Source organism: Acinetobacter sp. NyZ410 (genome assembly GCF_022828975.1).
Lineage (GTDB): Bacteria > Pseudomonadota > Gammaproteobacteria > Pseudomonadales > Moraxellaceae > Acinetobacter > Acinetobacter guillouiae.
Genome location: NZ_CP094620.1, coordinates 3,101,959 through 3,120,803 on the forward strand (window position 1 = coordinate 3,101,959; position 18,845 = coordinate 3,120,803).

General features: G+C 41.9%; 11 protein-coding genes and 1 pseudogene. 1 reads left to right on the forward strand and 11 read right to left on the reverse strand.

All coding sequences use genetic code 11. The features are described from left to right. Positions 1-70: 70 nt before the first annotated feature. Positions 71-736, forward strand: coding sequence for an O-methyltransferase (locus tag MTO68_RS14705; RefSeq protein ID WP_244013090.1), 666 nt, complete (start codon positions 71-73; stop codon positions 734-736). 381 nt (positions 737-1,117) lie between these two features. On the opposite strand, the gene MTO68_RS14710 is transcribed toward MTO68_RS14705, so the two are convergent. From MTO68_RS14710 to MTO68_RS14760, 11 genes and pseudogenes are all read right to left on the reverse strand, one after another. Continuing rightward, a complete protein-coding gene (locus tag MTO68_RS14710) occupies positions 1,118-1,960 on the reverse strand; it encodes a universal stress protein (protein WP_244013091.1) in 843 nt (280 codons plus the stop codon). A gap of 128 nt (positions 1,961-2,088) precedes the next feature. Then, positions 2,089-2,706, reverse strand: a complete 618-nt coding sequence (locus MTO68_RS14715; RefSeq protein WP_244013093.1) for an acyltransferase — start codon at positions 2,704-2,706, stop codon at positions 2,089-2,091. Beyond that, positions 2,699-3,295 (reverse strand): YigZ family protein, encoded by a 597-nt coding sequence (locus MTO68_RS14720; RefSeq protein ID WP_244013095.1) that lies wholly within the window; start codon positions 3,293-3,295, stop codon positions 2,699-2,701. The genes MTO68_RS14715 and MTO68_RS14720 overlap by 8 nt, the downstream gene beginning before the upstream one ends. A gap of 114 nt (positions 3,296-3,409) precedes the next feature. Beyond that, positions 3,410-14,668 carry a BapA/Bap/LapF family large adhesin gene (locus tag MTO68_RS14725; protein ID WP_244013097.1) on the reverse strand — a complete coding sequence of 3,753 codons (11,259 nt, stop codon included), beginning with the start codon at positions 14,666-14,668 and terminating at the stop codon, positions 3,410-3,412. A gap of 7 nt (positions 14,669-14,675) precedes the next feature. Continuing rightward, positions 14,676-15,068 (reverse strand): annotated as a pseudogene (locus tag MTO68_RS14730) (transposase family protein); the annotation flags it as partial. 37 nt (positions 15,069-15,105) lie between these two features. Next, positions 15,106-15,510 (reverse strand): transposase family protein, encoded by a 405-nt coding sequence (locus MTO68_RS14735; RefSeq protein ID WP_008942454.1) that lies wholly within the window; start codon positions 15,508-15,510, stop codon positions 15,106-15,108. Positions 15,511-15,557: 47 nt separating this feature from the next. Next, the gene (locus MTO68_RS14740) at positions 15,558-15,812 is read right to left on the reverse strand and encodes a BapA prefix-like domain-containing protein (RefSeq protein ID WP_244013099.1); all 255 of its coding nucleotides are present in this window, start codon (positions 15,810-15,812) and stop codon (positions 15,558-15,560) included. Between the two features lie 612 nt (positions 15,813-16,424). Continuing rightward, on the reverse strand, positions 16,425-17,168 hold the full coding sequence (lptB, locus tag MTO68_RS14745; protein ID WP_004724336.1) for an LPS export ABC transporter ATP-binding protein: 744 nt from the start codon (positions 17,166-17,168) through the stop codon (positions 16,425-16,427). Then, on the reverse strand, positions 17,168-17,710 hold the full coding sequence (gene lptA / locus MTO68_RS14750; RefSeq protein WP_085942773.1) for a lipopolysaccharide transport periplasmic protein LptA: 543 nt from the start codon (positions 17,708-17,710) through the stop codon (positions 17,168-17,170). Before lptA ends, lptB begins: the two co-directional genes overlap by 1 nt. 10 nt (positions 17,711-17,720) lie before the next feature. Beyond that, positions 17,721-18,266, reverse strand: coding sequence for an LPS export ABC transporter periplasmic protein LptC (gene lptC, locus MTO68_RS14755; protein WP_004822582.1), 546 nt, complete (start codon positions 18,264-18,266; stop codon positions 17,721-17,723). Positions 18,267-18,305: 39 nt separating this feature from the next. After that, positions 18,306-18,845 carry an HAD-IIIA family hydrolase gene (locus MTO68_RS14760; RefSeq protein WP_004724342.1) on the reverse strand — a complete coding sequence of 180 codons (540 nt, stop codon included), beginning with the start codon at positions 18,843-18,845 and terminating at the stop codon, positions 18,306-18,308.

Consider the following 18,845-nt stretch of genomic DNA (forward strand, 5'->3'; position numbering starts at 1 on the left):
TTGCACTCTTCGATTAAAAGATTAAAATGCACATTACATAAATGAAGTGACTCCAATTAGGTGGTATAACATGCAACAAATGTGGTCAGACATCGATGCCTATATCGAATCACATTTAATTCCTGAAGATCCAATCCTCATACAAACATTAAAAAACACTGAGGATAAAGGATTTCCAGACCACCTTGCTGTTGCCGCAAATCAAGGCATGTTATTGCAAATGTTGATTCAAATGAACAAGTGCAAACGTGTTTTAGAATTAGGTACTTTTGCAGCGTATAGCACCATGTGGTTAGCCCGTGCGCTACCTGAAGATGGCTATATTTTAACGATTGAAGGTCGTGATACGCATGCTGCTTTAGGTCAAGAAAATATAGATCAGGCCAAGCTCAAACAAACTGTTGAATTAAAGTGTGGTCGTGCAGCTGATATTTTAAAAGCGTTGCCTGAAGCTACAGAACCTTTTGACTTTATTTTTGTCGATGCTGATAAACAAAGCTATCCTGAATATTTAGAATTAAGCTTAAACCTGTCGCATTCAGGTACAGTGATTGTTTTGGACAACGTTATTCGTGCTGGTGACATTCTTGACCCAGACAACATCAAACCAAGTATTGAAGGGATCCGTGACATGTATAAAGCCATGCAAAACCATCCTAAAATTCTGTCATGTACAGCTTTGCAAACTGTAGGTAGCAAAGGACATGATGGTTTTGCTATTGCGATAGTAAAATAAAGCATGCTGATTTAATTTTTAAAACTGCTATTTAGATAGCAGTTTTTTTATAGCTAAAATTTTAACAAGTCCATCGTAGCTTCAATCATTCTCTTAGAGTTATCCCCTGAACTTGTTTGTAGAATTGTGGATAACTCAATAATGCTTTAATAAACCCATGAAAATAAAATACTTTTAATCGTCGATTAATTTTCAACCAGTTAAATTCATGGTTCATGAAAAAGTGCTTGCATTTCAAAATGCAATATTTTTATCAAATTTTTTAATCAAAAAAAATGCCACAAATCATATTATTTGTGGCATTTCATCTCTTCTGTTTGATCGGTCATTTGACTCAATGTCGATTGCTCAATCGCGTTGTCTTTTATCTTCAAATCAAACTTATTTTGCAACCAACAATGGAACTGCAGCGTTTCTAAAAATAGTGGTCGTTACACTACCCAAAAAGAATTGATGAATTTTACTATGACTAAATGCACCTAGAACAATCAATTGAATTTGATGCTGATCTTGATAATCCAAAATATTTTCAGCAACATCTCCATAACGGTACTCTACCACCACATCTAAACCTGCATCTTTTAAACTTTGCGCAGGCTCATTGAGAATTTCAGGATGATCACCGACATAGAGTAAATGGCATTGTAAAAGTTTAAGCAAATCACTTTTTTCAACACGTTTTAGCATTTTTTGACATGTTTCTGAAAGCTCATAAGCAAAAATAAACCGTGTAGGTGGTTTAAATGTTTGCCCAACAGTTAATACGGTACTTTTGGTTCCACGAATAAAGTTTTCAACATTACTGCCCAATATTTTATTCTTCTCAGCTGAACGCTCACCCACTCGACCGATGACAGCGATATCATCTTCAGTCAATTCATTGAAGCTTTGTTCGAGAAAATCACCTTTGGCTTGAATTTGAATTGGTGTGATATTGTATTTTTCTTGAATCATTTCAGAAATATGCTTGAGTAAATTGTTACTGTAATCCAGTGCTAACTCACTTTGCTTTTGTTCAAGTTCAGCCAGCTCTTTAAGTAACATCGCATTACTTTCAAAGCCAATTACCCCACTAATTTCCCCTAAATGATAACTTGCAGGGTAATAATCCAATACTTGCAATAAAACCAGTTCACGACCAGTTTTTTGAGCAATCCATGCGGCTGCTTCTGCCAATGCATTGATGCACGGAGAAGAGTCAATACAAGCCACTACTCTGTTCATTTTAACCTCGCTTTAGCTTTACAGCTTTGGGTCTATATTATTTTAAATTAGCATAAGTTTTTATAAGTTTGGACAACTTTATGTAATTAATTCCATAATTTAATTATGTATTTGTACAAACTGTGCGTTCATTCACGATAACGAATAAAACGCGCTGGGTTCCCTGCCACAATTTCTCGTTCAGCTACATTTTTAGTGACCATACTATTCATTCCAATCACCGCATGTGAAGCAATTTTTACACCATCTTTCACACCAACATGCGCGCCCAACCAGACGTCCTGACCAATTTCAATGCCTTTGGAAGTCACAGCTTGTTGATAAACAGGAGTACTCAAATCCATCCCATGATCAAAAGCATAAAGATGACAATAGGCAGCTATTCGGACTTGATCATGCAATTTAATACCGACTTTGCCCCCATCTAAAATACAATGATGATTGATCGCGACTTCATTACCAATCTCTAACGGTCCATGCAAGGTACAATCCGCCGCAATAAAAGTATTATCCCCAATGACAATTTTCCGACCAGGCTCAGCAAAAATATGAGCTAATGGTGAAATAAAACAATTTTGACCTATTTCAACAGTTTCCATTGCCATCAAATACGCTTGATACTGCTGCTGCCACTGCTCAGCCCAAACTCGATTTTTCGGTTTAAGTGAATAATACAGCCACGGCATATAATTTAAGCGATGCTTATGTTGTTCACGATATTTCAATAATGGGTCTTGTTCAATCATCAACGTCTTCCAACAATTTAAGTTGCTCACGCCCGCGCGTTACATCTTGAATTTTTAACTTAATTGGATCAATTTGATGTATTTGTAATAATGCCTCAACTTCAACCCCATCAGCAGTATATTGTTCTGTATATTCAATACCTTGAGTATTTAATTCATACTGAAAAATTGACCATTCGCTAAATTGGCATTGAAAATAAATTTTCTTCTTTTCAATCAGTTCTATTTTTTCAGCCAAAAGCAAACATTGCCCTGCACAGCCACCATAGGCACGAACTAAACCACCTGTACCCAACTTGATGCCACCATACCAACGATTGACCAATACAATTGCATTGGTTAAATCATTGCCCTCAATGGTCGCAAGGATCGGGCGACCTGCTGTACCTGAAGGTTCACCATCGTCATTAAAACGAACATTATGACCTATTTTCCATGCCCAGCATTGATGTGTTGTTGTTAGATCTAAATGTTTTTCCAGAAACATTTTAACTTGCTGTTCATTTTCAACAGACGCTGCAATGGCTTGAAATCGACTCTTTTTAATATCTTCCTCAAAAATCGTTTCGGATACAAGTGTATAAACCATAATGAAAATAAAACATTCAAACTCAATATATTGCCATTATAACGTGCTTTTAAAATACATTGGACAATAAAAAACCCTAAGCGAACTTAGGGTTTTTTCTATTCACTCACTAAATTATAGGACAAGCTGATGATTTTGAAGCAAGAGTTTTAAGATATCATCTTCAGTTTTGCCGTTAAATGCAGCACCTGATTGCGCCAAATTATCCAATTGGAGTAAATCAGTTTTGCCAGTGTACGTAGTTCCTGCACCATCACGATCTAGGGTGAGTGTGACATTATTACCATCAACTCTTACACCAAGATAGTTTTTCAAATAGTTTGCCGATGCTGTTAAATCAGCTGTGATATTTGTACTGTTAAAACCAATCAGTAAATCAGAAATATCAATGATGTCTGCATTCGTATCAGTGTTCACATTTCCAGAATGGAAGTCTGTCCAATGATCAACACCATTTCCACCACTTGCACTTGCACTTTCCAATACATGATATACAAGTACATCTGAACCAGCATGACCTGTAAAGGTATCATTCAGTTCACCACTAATCAGTGTATTACGTAGAGCATCACCAGTCGTTATTGCATCAACAGTTACTGTAAGAGATGCTATATGATCTTGACCAAAAACAGAGAGTTTGTAATCGAATACTTCTTGACGACCAATTACGCCTGCACTCGGTGTATACACATAGCTTCCATCACTTTTCACGAACAGACTGCCATATTCACCTTGTACAGTTACGCCATTATATCCCACTTCAACAAAGTGGCCACTCCCCGTATCAATACTGAATTTTGCATAAGATGGATTATAAGTATCATCTGTCAACATATTGCCAGTAATTGCAGCAGGAGTTACTGGGGCAATTTCATTATAGTGAGTAATGTCTTGCGCTAAGCTCACTGTAGCATTAAATCCAAAACCTACATTACCCGACACAGATGCCGTAATTGTATAGGTTCCTGGTCCTAAATTAGGCATGTCAACAGTTATTGAACTTCCAAGTGCGTTGAGAAGAGGCTTACCGGTTATCGTACCAACAACTGTACCACTTTGATCTTTGATTGTAAGAACAACCGTAGGTAATAAAGAAATTGCAGATGGTATATTTACTTTAACTACAACATGTGAAGAGTCTGTATTCGCCACACTAAATGTTGTCGGAACATAAGTACCACTACCACCACCTAATGAACCTGCCACTGCAAAACTAGCACCTTGAGTCGTCTCACTTACTGTTTGCACCACATTCGTTACAGCACCAATAGCGACATGCTCTGCATTGTCTAGAATGATTGGGGTTGGAAGAGAAACATCATTTTGAGGATTTGTATTATCCCAAACCACGCCAGAGTTATCACCATCGATACGGATATTCAAATGCGCAGACGCTTCACTACCATTAAAGTCCTTGATCGTATAGGTAAATGTATCTACCTTACCAATATCCGCAGGATTACCATTACTTACATATTTATAATGTCCGTTTGGAGAAATATAAAGTGTTCCGTAAGCACCAACCACAACCGTGTTTGCACCTGATAATGTGACTGCAGGATCCCCCACTTCATTGGCCACTTTAGTGACAAATGTTGTTGTATTTACTTCATCTGCACCATCCACACTTGTAATTACATTTCCTTCTATGGTACTTGAACCTAAATATTTATTGGTCTGGTCTTGCATGGTTAATTCAACACCACCAAATAACTGTGCAGATGCTGTCGAATCCAATAAATTCAAGATTTGTTGTAATAAACCAGAATCCGTTGGTTTCTCTTGCAGTGCGATGGTATAAACGCCTGGTGGCAAATTATCTAAATTAATCTGACCAGAATAATTAAAGATAATGCCCAATAATCCAGGTGGAGTTAGCTTTACAGCATCTTCCACGATGAAGTGTTCTTTTTGTATTACACCATTTTCATCCACATATTGACGTTCAAGTACAGCATTGAAAAACTTATCTGCCGTACCTAATAAAGCACCAATAAGACCGCCTATCGCAGCACTTACAACACTACCGCTTACATTGACATGAATACTTGACGTGCTGTTTTCTTCAACTTCAAAATTAAATGGTACTGTATTACCTAAAGAGATATTTAATCCGAGTAAATTTACACCCAATAATTGTGAAGCTCGACCATGTACACCAACATCATCACCCGCGGATTCATGATAATTTTTAACAGTTGCAAGGTCATCATGAGCAACAACCTGATCAACATGATCTGGTGGTGTTAATTCACCTGGGTCTGCTGGCGTTCCTGCAATATTAATAATGATTTGAGCTGTGTCAGATGTTGTTCCATTCGACAGCTTATAATCAAATATTTCAGTTTTTCCAAGAGCTGCTTCTCCGGCTGTCACCGTATAGGTAAAGGCTTCTGTTAGAGTATTAATTTCAAGGCTTCCATACTCTCCTTGAATCGTAACAGTACCTGGTGTAACAGACGCACCATCTATTTCAATGATCGAACCACCACTGACTACATCTTGTCCATTGCCATTATCAGCAAAAACATTGCCTGTTAATGCATAGTTAGCAAAAACTTCTTCAGTTCCCGTTACGCTAATATTTGTTTTTTCATAAATCGTTAATAAGTTTGATAATAAAGGAGCAACCGCAGCATTAACAATATAATCAATTACTCCAATTGGTAATACATCTAGTAACTGGTTCACTACACTTGAAAGTGGTAAACCGATTGTATTAACAGGGATTAAGATTGTATTGACTAAAGCGAGAATTGGAGCACCCAATACTGGGCCAAGTACTGCATTAATTGCTACTCCGATAGCTGCTGCATTTGAAGCCCCCAGAATTTCTCCTTCGCCTCCAAGATCACTAATAGCAACATCTTTGAGTAAAGTCGTTAGAGCACTATCATCTGCTTTAACTGCAACTGTATAATTACCTTCAGGTAAATTAGTGAAATCGAGTTTAATTGAGTCGTTACTATTCACGACACCAATGATTCCAATACCACCAACTGTGACAATTCCACCTTGGCTACTACCACGTGCAACCTCCACTGGTCCATTGGCGGTTTGCTGATAAATAACAATCTGAACAGCCTCACCGACCGAAATCAGGTCTTGTTGCGAAACTGTGACCGAAATATTACCAGTCGTTGCCTTACCTGCACTTCCTGTCGTTTGTGGAATTGAAAAATCTAGACCAGTAGCATTATTCCCTAAAAGATCAACAACTGCGATATCTGAACCCGCAACTTCTGTACGGTTTTCACGAACTTCTTGACCTAGATTTAATGCAAACTCATCATTTACAGCATTAAGTGGCGGAAGAACAACTGAACCATTGTCTACCGCTGTCGGTGGAAGCGTTGCCGCATCATTGCCAGCTGCATCTTGGATCGCATTTGGATCATTAGCCGTGGTTGGATCGGTATAACCCACGGTCACCGCTTGACCTAAAGTCACTGGTGCACCCAAGGTTAACACCACGTTATTGCCCACCACCACAACACCTGTTACAGGGACAAGCTGACCATCTGCAGTCACTGCAAAGTCGCCTGCAACTGGTGGATGTAATGGATCAAGCGCTTCATTATAGGTTAGGGTCAATGTAGTCCCTGATAGATCCACTGTGGCACTGACAAAGGTCGGTGCTGTGGTATCGCCACCAGGAATAATCGAACCATTGTCTACCGCTGTCGGTGGAAGTGTTGCCGCATCATTGCCAGCTGCATCTTGGATCGCATTTGGATCATTAGCCGTGGTTGGATCGGTATAACCCACGGTCACCGCTTGACCTAAAGTCACTGGTGCACCCAAGGTTAACACCACGTTATTGCCCACCACCACAACACCTGTTACAGGGACAAGCTGACCATCTGCAGTCACTGCAAAGTCGCCTGCAACTGGTGGATGTAATGGATCAAGCGCTTCATTATAGGTCAGGGTCAATGTAGTCCCTGATAGATCCACTGTCGCGCTGACAAATGTAGGCGCTGTGGTATCGCCACCAGGAATAATCGAACCATTGTCTACCGCAGTCGGTGGAAGCGTTGCTGCATCATTGCCAGCTGCATCTTGGATCGCATTTGGATCATTAGCCGTGGTTGGATCGGTATAACCCACCGTCACCGCTTGACCTAAAGTCACTGGTGCACCCAAGGTTAACACCACGTTATTGCCCACCACCGCAACACCTGTTACAGGGACAAGCTGACCATCTGCAGTCACTGCGAAGTCGCCTGCAACTGGTGGATGTAATGGATCAAGCGCTTCATTATAGGTCAGGGTCAATGTAGTCCCTGATAGATCCACTGTGGCGCTGACAAAGGTCGGTGCTGTGGTATCGCCACCAGGAATAATCGAACCATTGTCTACCGCTGTCGGTGGAAGGGTTGCTGCATCATTGCCAGCTGCATCTTGGATCGCATTTGGATCATTAGCCGTGGTTGGATCGGTATAACCCACCGTCACCGCTTGACCTAAAGTCACTGGTGCACCCAAGGTTAACACCACGTTATTGCCCACCACCGCAACACCCGTTACAGGGACAAGCTGACCATCTGCAGTCACTGCAAAGTCGCCTGCAACTGGTGGATGTAATGGATCAAGCGCTTCATTATAGGTCAGGGTCAATGTAGTCCCTGATAGATCCACTGTGGCGCTGACAAAGGTCGGTGCTGTAGTATCGCCACCAGGAATAATCGAACCATTGTCTACCGCTGTCGGTGGAAGGGTTGCTGCATCATTGCCAGCTGCATCTTGGATCGCATTTGGATCATTAGCCGTGGTTGGATCGGTATAACCCACCGTCACCGCTTGACCTAAAGTCACTGGTGCACCCAAGGTTAACACCACGTTATTGCCCACCACCGCAACACCCGTTACAGGGACAAGCTGACCATCTGCAGTCACTGCAAAGTCGCCTGCAACTGGTGGATGTAATGGATCAAGCGCTTCATTATAGGTCAGGGTCAATGTAGTCCCTGATAGATCCACTGTGGCGCTGACAAAGGTCGGTGCTGTAGTATCGCCACCAGGAATAATCGAACCATTGTCTACCGCTGTCGGTGGAAGTGTTGCTGCATCATTGCCAGCTGCATCTTGGATCGCATTTGGATCATTAGCCGTGGTTGGATCGGTATAACCCACGGTTACTGCTTGACCTGCTGTCACTGGTGTACCGAGAGTCAATATCACGACATTACCATTGACTGATATACCTGTCACATTAACAAGTTGGCCACCCACATTAACCGAAAAACTGCTCGATGGAGGTAAGTTAGCACTATCCAACGCTTCATTATAGGTCAGGGTCAATGTAGTCCCTGATAGATCCACTGTGGCGCTGACAAAGGTCGGTGCTGTGGTATCGCCACCAGGAATAATCGAACCATTGTCTACCGCTGTTGCTGGAAGGGTTGCTGCATCATTGCCAGCTGCATCTTGGATCGCATTTGGATCATTAGCCGTGGTTGGATCGGTATAACCCACCGTCACCGCTTGACCTAAAGTCACTGGTGCACCCAAGGTTAACACCACGTTATTGCCCACCACCGCAACACCTGTTACAGGGACAAGCTGACCATCTGCAGTCACTGCAAAGTCGCCTGCAACTGGTGGATGTAATGGATCAAGCGCTTCATTATAGGTTAGGGTCAATGTAGTCCCCGATAGATCCACTGTGGCACTGACAAATGTAGGCGCTGTGGTATCGCCACCAGGAATAATCGAACCATTGTCTACCGCTGTCGGTGGAAGTGTTGCTGCATCATTGCCAGCTGCATCTTGGATCGCATTTGGATCATTAGCCGTGGTTGGATCGGTATAACCCACCGTCACCGCTTGACCTAAAGTCACTGGTGCACCCAAGGTTAACACCACGTTATTGCCCACCACCGCAACACCTGTTACAGGGACAAGCTGACCATCTGCAGTCACTGCAAAGTCGCCTGCAACTGGTGGATGTAATGGATCAAGCGCTTCATTATAGGTCAGGGTCAATGTAGTCCCTGATAGATCCACTGTGGCGCTGACAAAGGTCGGTGCTGTGGTATCGCCACCAGGAATAATCGAACCATTGTCTACCGCTGTTGCTGGAAGCGTTGCCGCATCATTGCCAGCTGCATCTTGGATCGCATTTGGATCATTGCCCGTGGTTGGATCGGTATAACCCACGGTTACTGCTTGACCTAAAGTCACTGGTGCACCCAAGGTTAACACCACGTTATTGCCCACCACCGCAACACCTGTTACAGGGACAAGCTGACCATCTGCAGTCACTGCAAAGTCGCCTGCAACTGGTGGATGTAATGGATCAAGCGCTTCATTATAGGTCAGGGTCAATGTAGTACCCGATAGATCCACTGTCGCGCTGACAAATGTAGGCGCTGTGGTATCGCCACCAGGAATAATCGAACCATTGTCTACCGCTGTCGGTGGAAGTGTTGCCGCATCATTGCCAGCTGCATCTTGGATCGCATTTGGATCATTAGCCGTGGTTGGATCGGTATAACCCACGGTCACCGCTTGACCTAAAGTCACTGGTGCACCCAAGGTTAACACCACGTTATTGCCCACCACCACAACACCTGTTACAGGGACAAGCTGACCATCTGCAGTCACTGCAAAGTCGCCTGCAACTGGTGGATGTAATGGATCAAGCGCTTCATTATAGGTCAGGGTCAATGTAGTCCCTGATAGATCCACTGTCGCGCTGACAAATGTAGGCGCTGTGGTATCGCCACCAGGAATAATCGAACCATTGTCTACCGCAGTCGGTGGAAGTGTTGCCGCATCATTGCCAGCTGCATCTTGGATCGCATTTGGATCATTAGCCGTAGTTGGATCGGTATAACCCACGGTCACCGCTTGGCCTAAAGTCACTGGTGCACCCAAGGTTAACACCACGTTATTGCCCACCACCACAACACCTGTTACAGGGACAAGCTGACCATCTGCAGTCACTGCAAAGTCGCCTGCAACTGGTGGATGTAATGGATCAAGCGCTTCATTATAGGTTAGGGTCAATGTAGTCCCTGATAGATCCACTGTGGCACTGACAAAGGTCGGTGCTGTGGTATCGCCACCAGGAATAATCGAACCATTGTCTACCGCTGTCGGTGGAAGTGTTGCCGCATCATTGCCAGCTGCATCTTGGATCGCATTTGGATCATTAGCCGTGGTTGGATCGGTATAACCCACGGTCACCGCTTGACCTAAAGTCACTGGTGCACCCAAGGTTAACACCACGTTATTGCCCACCACCACAACACCTGTTACAGGGACAAGCTGACCATCTGCAGTCACTGCAAAGTCGCCTGCAACTGGTGGATGTAATGGATCAAGCGCTTCATTATAGGTTAGGGTCAATGTAGTCCCTGATAGATCCACTGTGGCACTGACAAAGGTCGGTGCTGTGGTATCGCCACCAGGAATAATCGAACCATTGTCTACCGCTGTCGGTGGAAGGGTTGCTGCATCATTGCCAGCTGCATCTTGGATCGCATTTGGATCATTAGCCGTAGTTGGATCGGTATAACCCACCGTCACCGCTTGACCTAAAGTCACTGGTGCACCCAAGGTTAACACCACGTTATTGCCCACCACCACAACACCGGTGACAGCCACAAGCTGACCATCTGCAGTCACTGCAAAGTCGCCTGCAACTGGTGGATGTAATGGATCAAGCGCTTCATTATAGGTTAGGGTCAATGTAGTCCCTGATAGATCCACTGTGGCACTGACAAAGGTCGGTGCTGTGGTATCGCCACCAGGAATAATCGAACCATTGTCTACCGCTGTCGGTGGAAGGGTTGCTGCATCATTGCCAGCTGCATCTTGGATCGCATTTGGATCATTAGCCGTGGTTGGATCGGTATAACCCACCGTCACCGCTTGACCTAAAGTCACTGGTGCACCCAAGGTTAACACCACGTTATTGCCCACCACCACAACACCTGTTACAGGGACAAGCTGACCATCTGCAGTCACTGCGAAGTCGCCTGCAACTGGTGGATGTAATGGATCAAGCGCTTCATTATAGGTCAGGGTCAATGTAGTCCCTGATAGATCCACTGTGGCGCTGACAAAGGTCGGTGCTGTGGTATCGCCACCAGGAATAATCGAACCATTGTCTACCGCTGTTGCTGGAAGGGTTGCTGCATCATTGCCAGCTGCATCTTGGATCGCATTTGGATCATTAGCCGTGGTTGGATCGGTATAACCCACCGTCACCGCTTGACCTAAAGTCACTGGTGCACCCAAGGTTAACACCACGTTATTGCCCACCACCGCAACACCTGTTACAGGGACAAGCTGACCATCTGCAGTCACTGCAAAGTCGCCTGCAACTGGTGGATGTAATGGATCAAGCGCTTCATTATAGGTTAGGGTCAATGTAGTCCCCGATAGATCCACTGTGGCACTGACAAATGTAGGCGCTGTGGTATCGCCACCAGGAATAATCGAACCATTGTCTACCGCTGTCGGTGGAAGTGTTGCTGCATCATTGCCAGCTGCATCTTGGATCGCATTTGGATCATTAGCCGTGGTTGGATCGGTATAACCCACCGTCACCGCTTGACCTAAAGTCACTGGTGCACCCAAGGTTAACACCACGTTATTGCCCACCACCGCAACACCTGTTACAGGGACAAGCTGACCATCTGCAGTCACTGCAAAGTCGCCTGCAACTGGTGGATGTAATGGATCAAGCGCTTCATTATAGGTCAGGGTCAATGTAGTCCCTGATAGATCCACTGTGGCGCTGACAAAGGTCGGTGCTGTGGTATCGCCACCAGGAATAATCGAACCATTGTCTACCGCTGTTGCTGGAAGCGTTGCCGCATCATTGCCAGCTGCATCTTGGATCGCATTTGGATCATTGCCCGTGGTTGGATCGGTATAACCCACGGTTACTGCTTGACCTAAAGTCACTGGTGCACCCAAGGTTAACACCACGTTATTGCCCACCACCACAACACCGGTGACAGCCACAAGCTGACCATCTGCAGTCACTGCAAAGTCGCCTGCAACTGGTGGATGTAATGGATCAAGCGCTTCATTATAGGTCAGGGTCAATGTAGTACCCGATAGATCCACTGTCGCGCTGACAAATGTAGGCGCTGTGGTATCGCCACCAGGAATAATCGAACCATTGTCTACCGCTGTCGGTGGAAGTGTTGCCGCATCATTGCCAGCTGCATCTTGGATCGCATTTGGATCATTAGCCGTGGTTGGATCGGTATAACCCACGGTCACCGCTTGACCTAAAGTCACTGGTGCACCCAAGGTTAACACCACGTTATTGCCCACCACCACAACACCTGTTACAGGGACAAGCTGACCATCTGCAGTCACTGCAAAGTCGCCTGCAACTGGTGGATGTAATGGATCAAGCGCTTCATTATAGGTTAGGGTCAATGTAGTCCCTGATAGATCCACTGTGGCACTGACAAAGGTCGGTGCTGTGGTATCGCCACCAGGAATAATCGAACCATTGTCTACCGCTGTCGGTGGAAGTGTTGCCGCATCATTGCCAGCTGCATCTTGGATCGCATTTGGATCATTAGCCGTGGTTGGATCGGTATAACCCACGGTCACCGCTTGACCTAAAGTCACTGGTGCACCCAAGGTTAACACCACGTTATTGCCCACCACCACAACACCTGTTACAGGGACAAGCTGACCATCTGCAGTCACTGCAAAGTCGCCTGCAACTGGTGGATGTAATGGATCAAGCGCTTCATTATAGGTCAGGGTCAATGTAGTACCCGATAGATCCACTGTCGCGCTGACAAAGGTCGGTGCTGTGGTATCGCCACCAGGAATAATCGAACCATTGTCTACCGCTGTCGGTGGAAGTGTTGCCGCATCATTGCCAGCTGCATCTTGGATCGCATTTGGATCATTAGCCGTGGTTGGATCGGTATAACCCACCGTCACCGCTTGACCTGCTGTCACTGGTGTACCGAGAGTCAATATCACGACATTACCATTGACTGATATACCTGTCACATTAACAAGTTGGCCACCCACATTAACCGAAAAACTGCTCGATGGAGGTAAGTTAGCACTATCCAACGCTTCACTATAGGTAAGGGTTAATTGTGTTCCTGAACTATCCACATGCGCAGATTGAAATTGTGGATTTGTGACATCACCTGCTGTAATTTCAACTGTTTTTGGATTACCTGCACCATCTGTCACAGTGACCGTAATAGTTTCACCGTCTGTAAGTGGTCGTGTTAATTGAACATTATCAACCGTGTTATTACCGGTGATTGTACCTGTACCAATTACATTACCATGACCATCCGTGATTTTAACTTGACCCGTTTCATTTGAAGTAACTTCAACATGAGTTGCGTCTTGAATGGTTGTAGTGATCACAGGAGCAGTTACATCACCTGCTGTAATTTCAACTGTTTTTGGATTACCAGCACCATCTGTCACAGTAACCTTAATAGTTTCACCGTCTGTAAGTGGTCGTGTTAATTGAATATTATCAACCGTGTTATTACCTGTAATTGTACCTGTACCAATTACATTACCTTGACCATCCGTGATTTTAACTTGACCAGCTTCATTTGAAGTGACTTGAATATGGGTCGCATCTTGAATAGTTGTACTAATAATTGGCGGTGTTACATCACCTACTGTAATTACTTTTTCTGTTTGATTCCCTGCGGCATCAATAACGTCAACAATAATCTTACTGCCGTCAGTTAAAGGCGTATTTAAATCAACTATTAATTTTCCATCAGGACCAATTACACCCTCAGCAATTATTTGTCCTGCTTCATTTTTAATTATAACTTTACTACCAGGTTCATTTGAATTGACCTGAATAGTATCATTATCAATAATATTTATTTCGACTTCAGGTTTTGTAACATCACCCACATTTATTGTTTCAGTTGTTTTATTACCCGCATTATCCGTTGCTGTAATAGTAATTTTTTCATTATCAACCAAAGGTCTTGTTAAATTAATTTCAAGCGCACCTGCTTGATTTAGTTGTCCTGATCCAATTGTTTTACCACTCGCATCGACTATTGTAATTTTACTTGCTTCATCTGCAGTGATTTTAATTTTCTGATTATCTAAAATATCATAGCTTAGTTTTGGTCCTGTTTTATCACCACTTCCTGAATGGCTTGAGCCACCACTTCCCCCTGATGCTGCTGCAATTCCGATCGCCCCAGCTGCAGCTGCAACCCATGCCCATGCAGGTACAGCACTATGATGGCCAACTAAATACTCTTGAAAATCGGTAATCCCTAAATAATCAATTTTAGTTACAGTGCCAGTTGCATCAAATTCAAGAAAGTTAAGTAAATAATGCTTTCCATCTGCAGTTTCTATTAGACTTCCTTCATAAATCATTTTTCAATCAATTTAATTGTTTATCTTTCACCCAATCTAAATTGTATATGCCAGCAAGTAAATTAAACCGCAGGTTTAATCTTTTACGACGATTTCTATATACACAAGATAAAATCTTAAAACATTTCATCCTTCCAAATACATGCTCTACTTGAATTCGTCTACGACCAATCTCTCTATTTAACTTTTTTAATTCAGAATCTAATTTTTCAGTTTTCTTTGCTTTAGATGGCATGAGGCATCCAAAACCCAATTTTTTTATCCCTAAATACCCCTTATCAACGATAAAAAAGGGCTTAAATTTTAATTTCCTCATACTTTTTTTAAATATTTTAAAATCATGCATGCTTCCATGACTTCCACATACACTCAGTATTTCACCTGTTGTATAGTGCATAGATAGCTGAAATTTAAAGGTATGTCGCTTTTTTTTACCGCTATACCATTTCTTCTGTTTTTTTTGGACGTTGAACTAATATTTCAGTTGCATCAATCACAACAACTTCCCAATCCACTTCATCTCGATTAGGAAGTTGTTTTGGCAAGTTAAATTTTCCAGAACGGATTAAGGTATCTTCAATAACACGTGTGATACGAATTGCACTCGTTTCAGATACACCGTAACTCATACCAAGATGGAAAAATGTTCGATATTCTCTCCAATATTCTATACATAAGAGCAAGCGATCTTCCAACGGTAATTTATGCGGTCGTCCTTTACCAATATGACGAGGTAAATGCTTATTTAGCTCGGCCAACATGAGGTTAAATGTAGCCCAACTAACACCGGTAAGCCTACGAAACTTAACGTCTGATAATTTTTGAATATCTTTGAATTTCATCCAAGGATTATCCCTTGAATTAAATAATTTTGCTGATTAATTTAAGATCAAATAAATTGTACGTTTTTTGATTTATGACGGAAGTCTATTGTAAATTCTTTTGGTTTTTCACCAATAAAGAAATCATCAATAACAACTTTTTCTCCATTTTTTAAATAAACCTCCAAATTATTATTAACTTTTACAATCTTGGCTATTTCTGCGCTATCAAGATTTACTTTATACACTGAGTAGTGTTTATTAACTAAATCTTGAGTGAGAACCTTAGCTGTTCCTTTTTCATAAATAGTGATGTTTTTCATAATATTTTTTCCGTCTTATAATTTACTGTTATGCAAAAAAGATAAATAAGTGAGATAAATTTCACAAGTGTATATTTTTAATATTAAAATCACATATACATATAAAAAACAGTGCTTGTCTATAATGGCTAAATGATTGATCTTTTTTAAAACCATTACTTTGTGATGCAATTATCATTTAGTTAAAATCTTACTTGTTTATTTTACTAATTTATTGTGATTAAATTTAATTATCACTTTATATTCATTACTAACATTATCAATGATCACTTTTATAAATTTATTTAAATTTTATTAATAGTCTTACCCTTTTAAAACGGAACATTCTATTATCCCCATACTATTCATAGCGCTTAAAAATAATAAATTCCCATTTAATTTTTATGGGTATTATAGAAACTTAAGAATTTGACTTAGATTAAATTTTAAACAAAACATGTAACACATTTCTCTGTATGTGAAGAGCATCACATTAAAACTATGTTGTTAAATTTAAATGAAATAATAATTAATAAAATATTGAATCAAAATTGGAATTTTTAAAATTTTGGTCTCAAAAAATAAAAAAAAAGATGAAGGTGATCCTTCATCTTTTTAAAAAAATCTGAGTGGTTAGACGGTAAAATCATCACCCAAATACACTTGGCGCACGGTTTCATCTGCCAACACTTCTTCTGGCGTACCTTCCGCAATCACAGCACCTTCACTCACAATATAAGCATGCTCACAAATCGCTAAAGTTTCACGAACATTATGGTCGGTAATCAAAACCCCGATCCCACGATCTTTTAACTGGCGAATAATATCTTTAATATCACCTACCGAAATTGGATCGACACCTGCAAAAGGTTCATCCAAAAGCATAAATTTTGGATCAGCTGCTAGTGCGCGTGCGATCTCTGCACGACGGCGTTCACCACCTGACACACTCATTCCAAGAGAATCTTTAATATGGGTGATTTTAAAATCTTCCAATAATTCTTTGAGGCGTTGTTGGCGCTGCTGTTTATTTAAATCTTTACGTGTTTCAAGGATGGCCATGATATTTTCAGCAATCGTCAACTTTCTGAAAATTGAAGCTTCCTGTGGAAGATAACCAATTCCTTTACGTGCGCGCTGATGCATAGCTAAATCAGAAATATCTTCATTATCAAGATGAATTTCGCCCTTATCCATTCGCACCAAACCAACGACCATATAGAAACTGGTGGTTTTACCCGCACCATTCGGCCCAAGCAAACCCACAATTTGTCCACTTTGCATACTGAATGAAACGTCTTTGACCACCCAACGTTTACTATAAACTTTTGCTAAATGTTTGATACAAAGCACTTGAGGCTGATTCGATGCTGTCATTAATCACGCGCTCCAGGGAAAGACTTGGTACTATTTGGCGGGATAATAATTTGTACACGTCCTTTCGCTGAACCTGTGCTATTTGAACTACCAGAAGCTTCAATATCGCCTTTGTTCATACTATATTTTAATGAACTGCTGCGAATACTTGCTCCATCTTGATATAAATAAGCATTACCAATTAAATTAATAATACCTGTTTCGGCATTATAAATAATTTTTTGTGCTTCCCCACGAGCAACACCCTTTGCCGTATCAACTTGTTGTTGAAACTTTGCTGGGCCGCCAGTGGCAGTAATGGTACTAATTTGCTTATTTTTATTCAATTGAGCCACAATTGAAGCAGCTTGAAGCTTCATTGTACCTTGCTCAATGATGACATTACCGGTATATGTCGTTACACCCGCAGCTTCATTATAGGTTGCTTTATCTGCAACCAATGAGATTGGCTGATTACGATCTGACGGTAATGCAAATGCTGCTGCAGACAAGCCCATTAAACCGGCAGTGCAGATCGCTTTTATTAGGAAAGATTGTTTCATTAAAAAAGGCTTAGTTAGGTACATACTTTCCTCGAATATGTGCAAATTCATATTGACCTTGGTTTAAATCAGCTTTTAAACCCTGACTAATAAATTCTGCATCAGGTGCATTAACAGTCACTTGGTGAGTCGTTTCAAACTGACGTATTTTAGGATACCCCGTTAACTCGTCTGTCTGAAATTCCATGGTCCCTCGTTCACCAATCTTGGTCGCTTTAACTTGTCCAGATAAAACGACTTTTTCATTGTCATTAAATCCTCGTGCTTGTTTTGCAAAAAAAGTTGAATCAACTTTATTTTGATGAAACATCGAAGCATTGAGGTTACTCAGTGTTGAAGTTTTTCTTTGTAAATCTTGTTCTAAACGATCCACTTGAGCACGAACATAAAGATTGCCCTTTTCATCTGTTTGGACCAACTGGATACCCTCAGCAGTATACGTCATGCTTTTGGCTGAATTCGCATCCAACTTTTTGCCTTTCCCACTGTAATAGTAATAGCCACCACTGATTGCCGCGATGACAACTGCAGTCACATATAAAACCTTAGTATCCATAAATTACATTCAACATTTGATCAATCTGAATTTACGCTATTAATGCGGTATAGCTGTATATTTTTCAAGTAATTCTTGGTAAGTGCCTTTTGCCATCAGCAACATATCACAGACTTCACGCACAGCTCCACGCCCACCCATCGCCTGAGTGACTAAATCTGCTCGACGACGCACTTCAACATGCCCGTTGGGTACAGTGACTTTCATCCCTGCGATTGCAAAGGCTGAAAGATCTGGCCAATCATCGCCCATATATAAACAGTCTTCAGGATCTAAATTGAATTGAGCACAAGCTTCTTTAAGTGCAGTCCCTTTGTCTTCACGCCCCTGAAAGACCAAATCCACACCCAGATCAGCCATACGTTTTTCAACAATATTACTTTTACGTCCTGTGATAATGATGACTTTAATTCCAGATTTTTGCACCAGCTTCATGCCTAATCCGTCGCGAATATCAAAGGATTTAATTTCATCCCCAGTATTGGTCAACGTCACAAAACCATCACTCAAAATTCCATCTACATCTAAAACCAATGCTTCAATATGACGCGCTTGTTCCAGTAAAACATAAGAAGCCAT

Excerpts from the sequence above, each read along its gene's own strand:
- MTO68_RS14725 (WP_244013097.1), bottom strand. The coding sequence starts at position 14,668 with ATGATTTATGAAGGAAGTCTAATAGAAACTGCAGATGGAAAGCATTAT.
- MTO68_RS14760 (WP_004724342.1), bottom strand. The coding sequence starts at position 18,845 with ATGGCTTCTTATGTTTTACTGGAACAAGCGCGTCATATTGAAGCATTG.
- lptB (WP_004724336.1), bottom strand. The coding sequence starts at position 17,168 with ATGACAGCATCGAATCAGCCTCAAGTGCTTTGTATCAAACATTTAGCA.
- MTO68_RS14735 (WP_008942454.1), bottom strand. The coding sequence starts at position 15,510 with ATGAAATTCAAAGATATTCAAAAATTATCAGACGTTAAGTTTCGTAGG.
- MTO68_RS14715 (WP_244013093.1), bottom strand. The coding sequence starts at position 2,706 with ATGATTGAACAAGACCCATTATTGAAATATCGTGAACAACATAAGCAT.
- MTO68_RS14710 (WP_244013091.1), bottom strand. The coding sequence starts at position 1,960 with ATGAACAGAGTAGTGGCTTGTATTGACTCTTCTCCGTGCATCAATGCA.
- MTO68_RS14720 (WP_244013095.1), bottom strand. The coding sequence starts at position 3,295 with ATGGTTTATACACTTGTATCCGAAACGATTTTTGAGGAAGATATTAAA.
- lptC (WP_004822582.1), bottom strand. The coding sequence starts at position 18,266 with ATGGATACTAAGGTTTTATATGTGACTGCAGTTGTCATCGCGGCAATC.
- MTO68_RS14705 (WP_244013090.1), top strand. The coding sequence starts at position 71 with ATGCAACAAATGTGGTCAGACATCGATGCCTATATCGAATCACATTTA.
- lptA (WP_085942773.1), bottom strand. The coding sequence starts at position 17,710 with ATGAAACAATCTTTCCTAATAAAAGCGATCTGCACTGCCGGTTTAATG.
- MTO68_RS14740 (WP_244013099.1), bottom strand. The coding sequence starts at position 15,812 with ATGAAAAACATCACTATTTATGAAAAAGGAACAGCTAAGGTTCTCACT.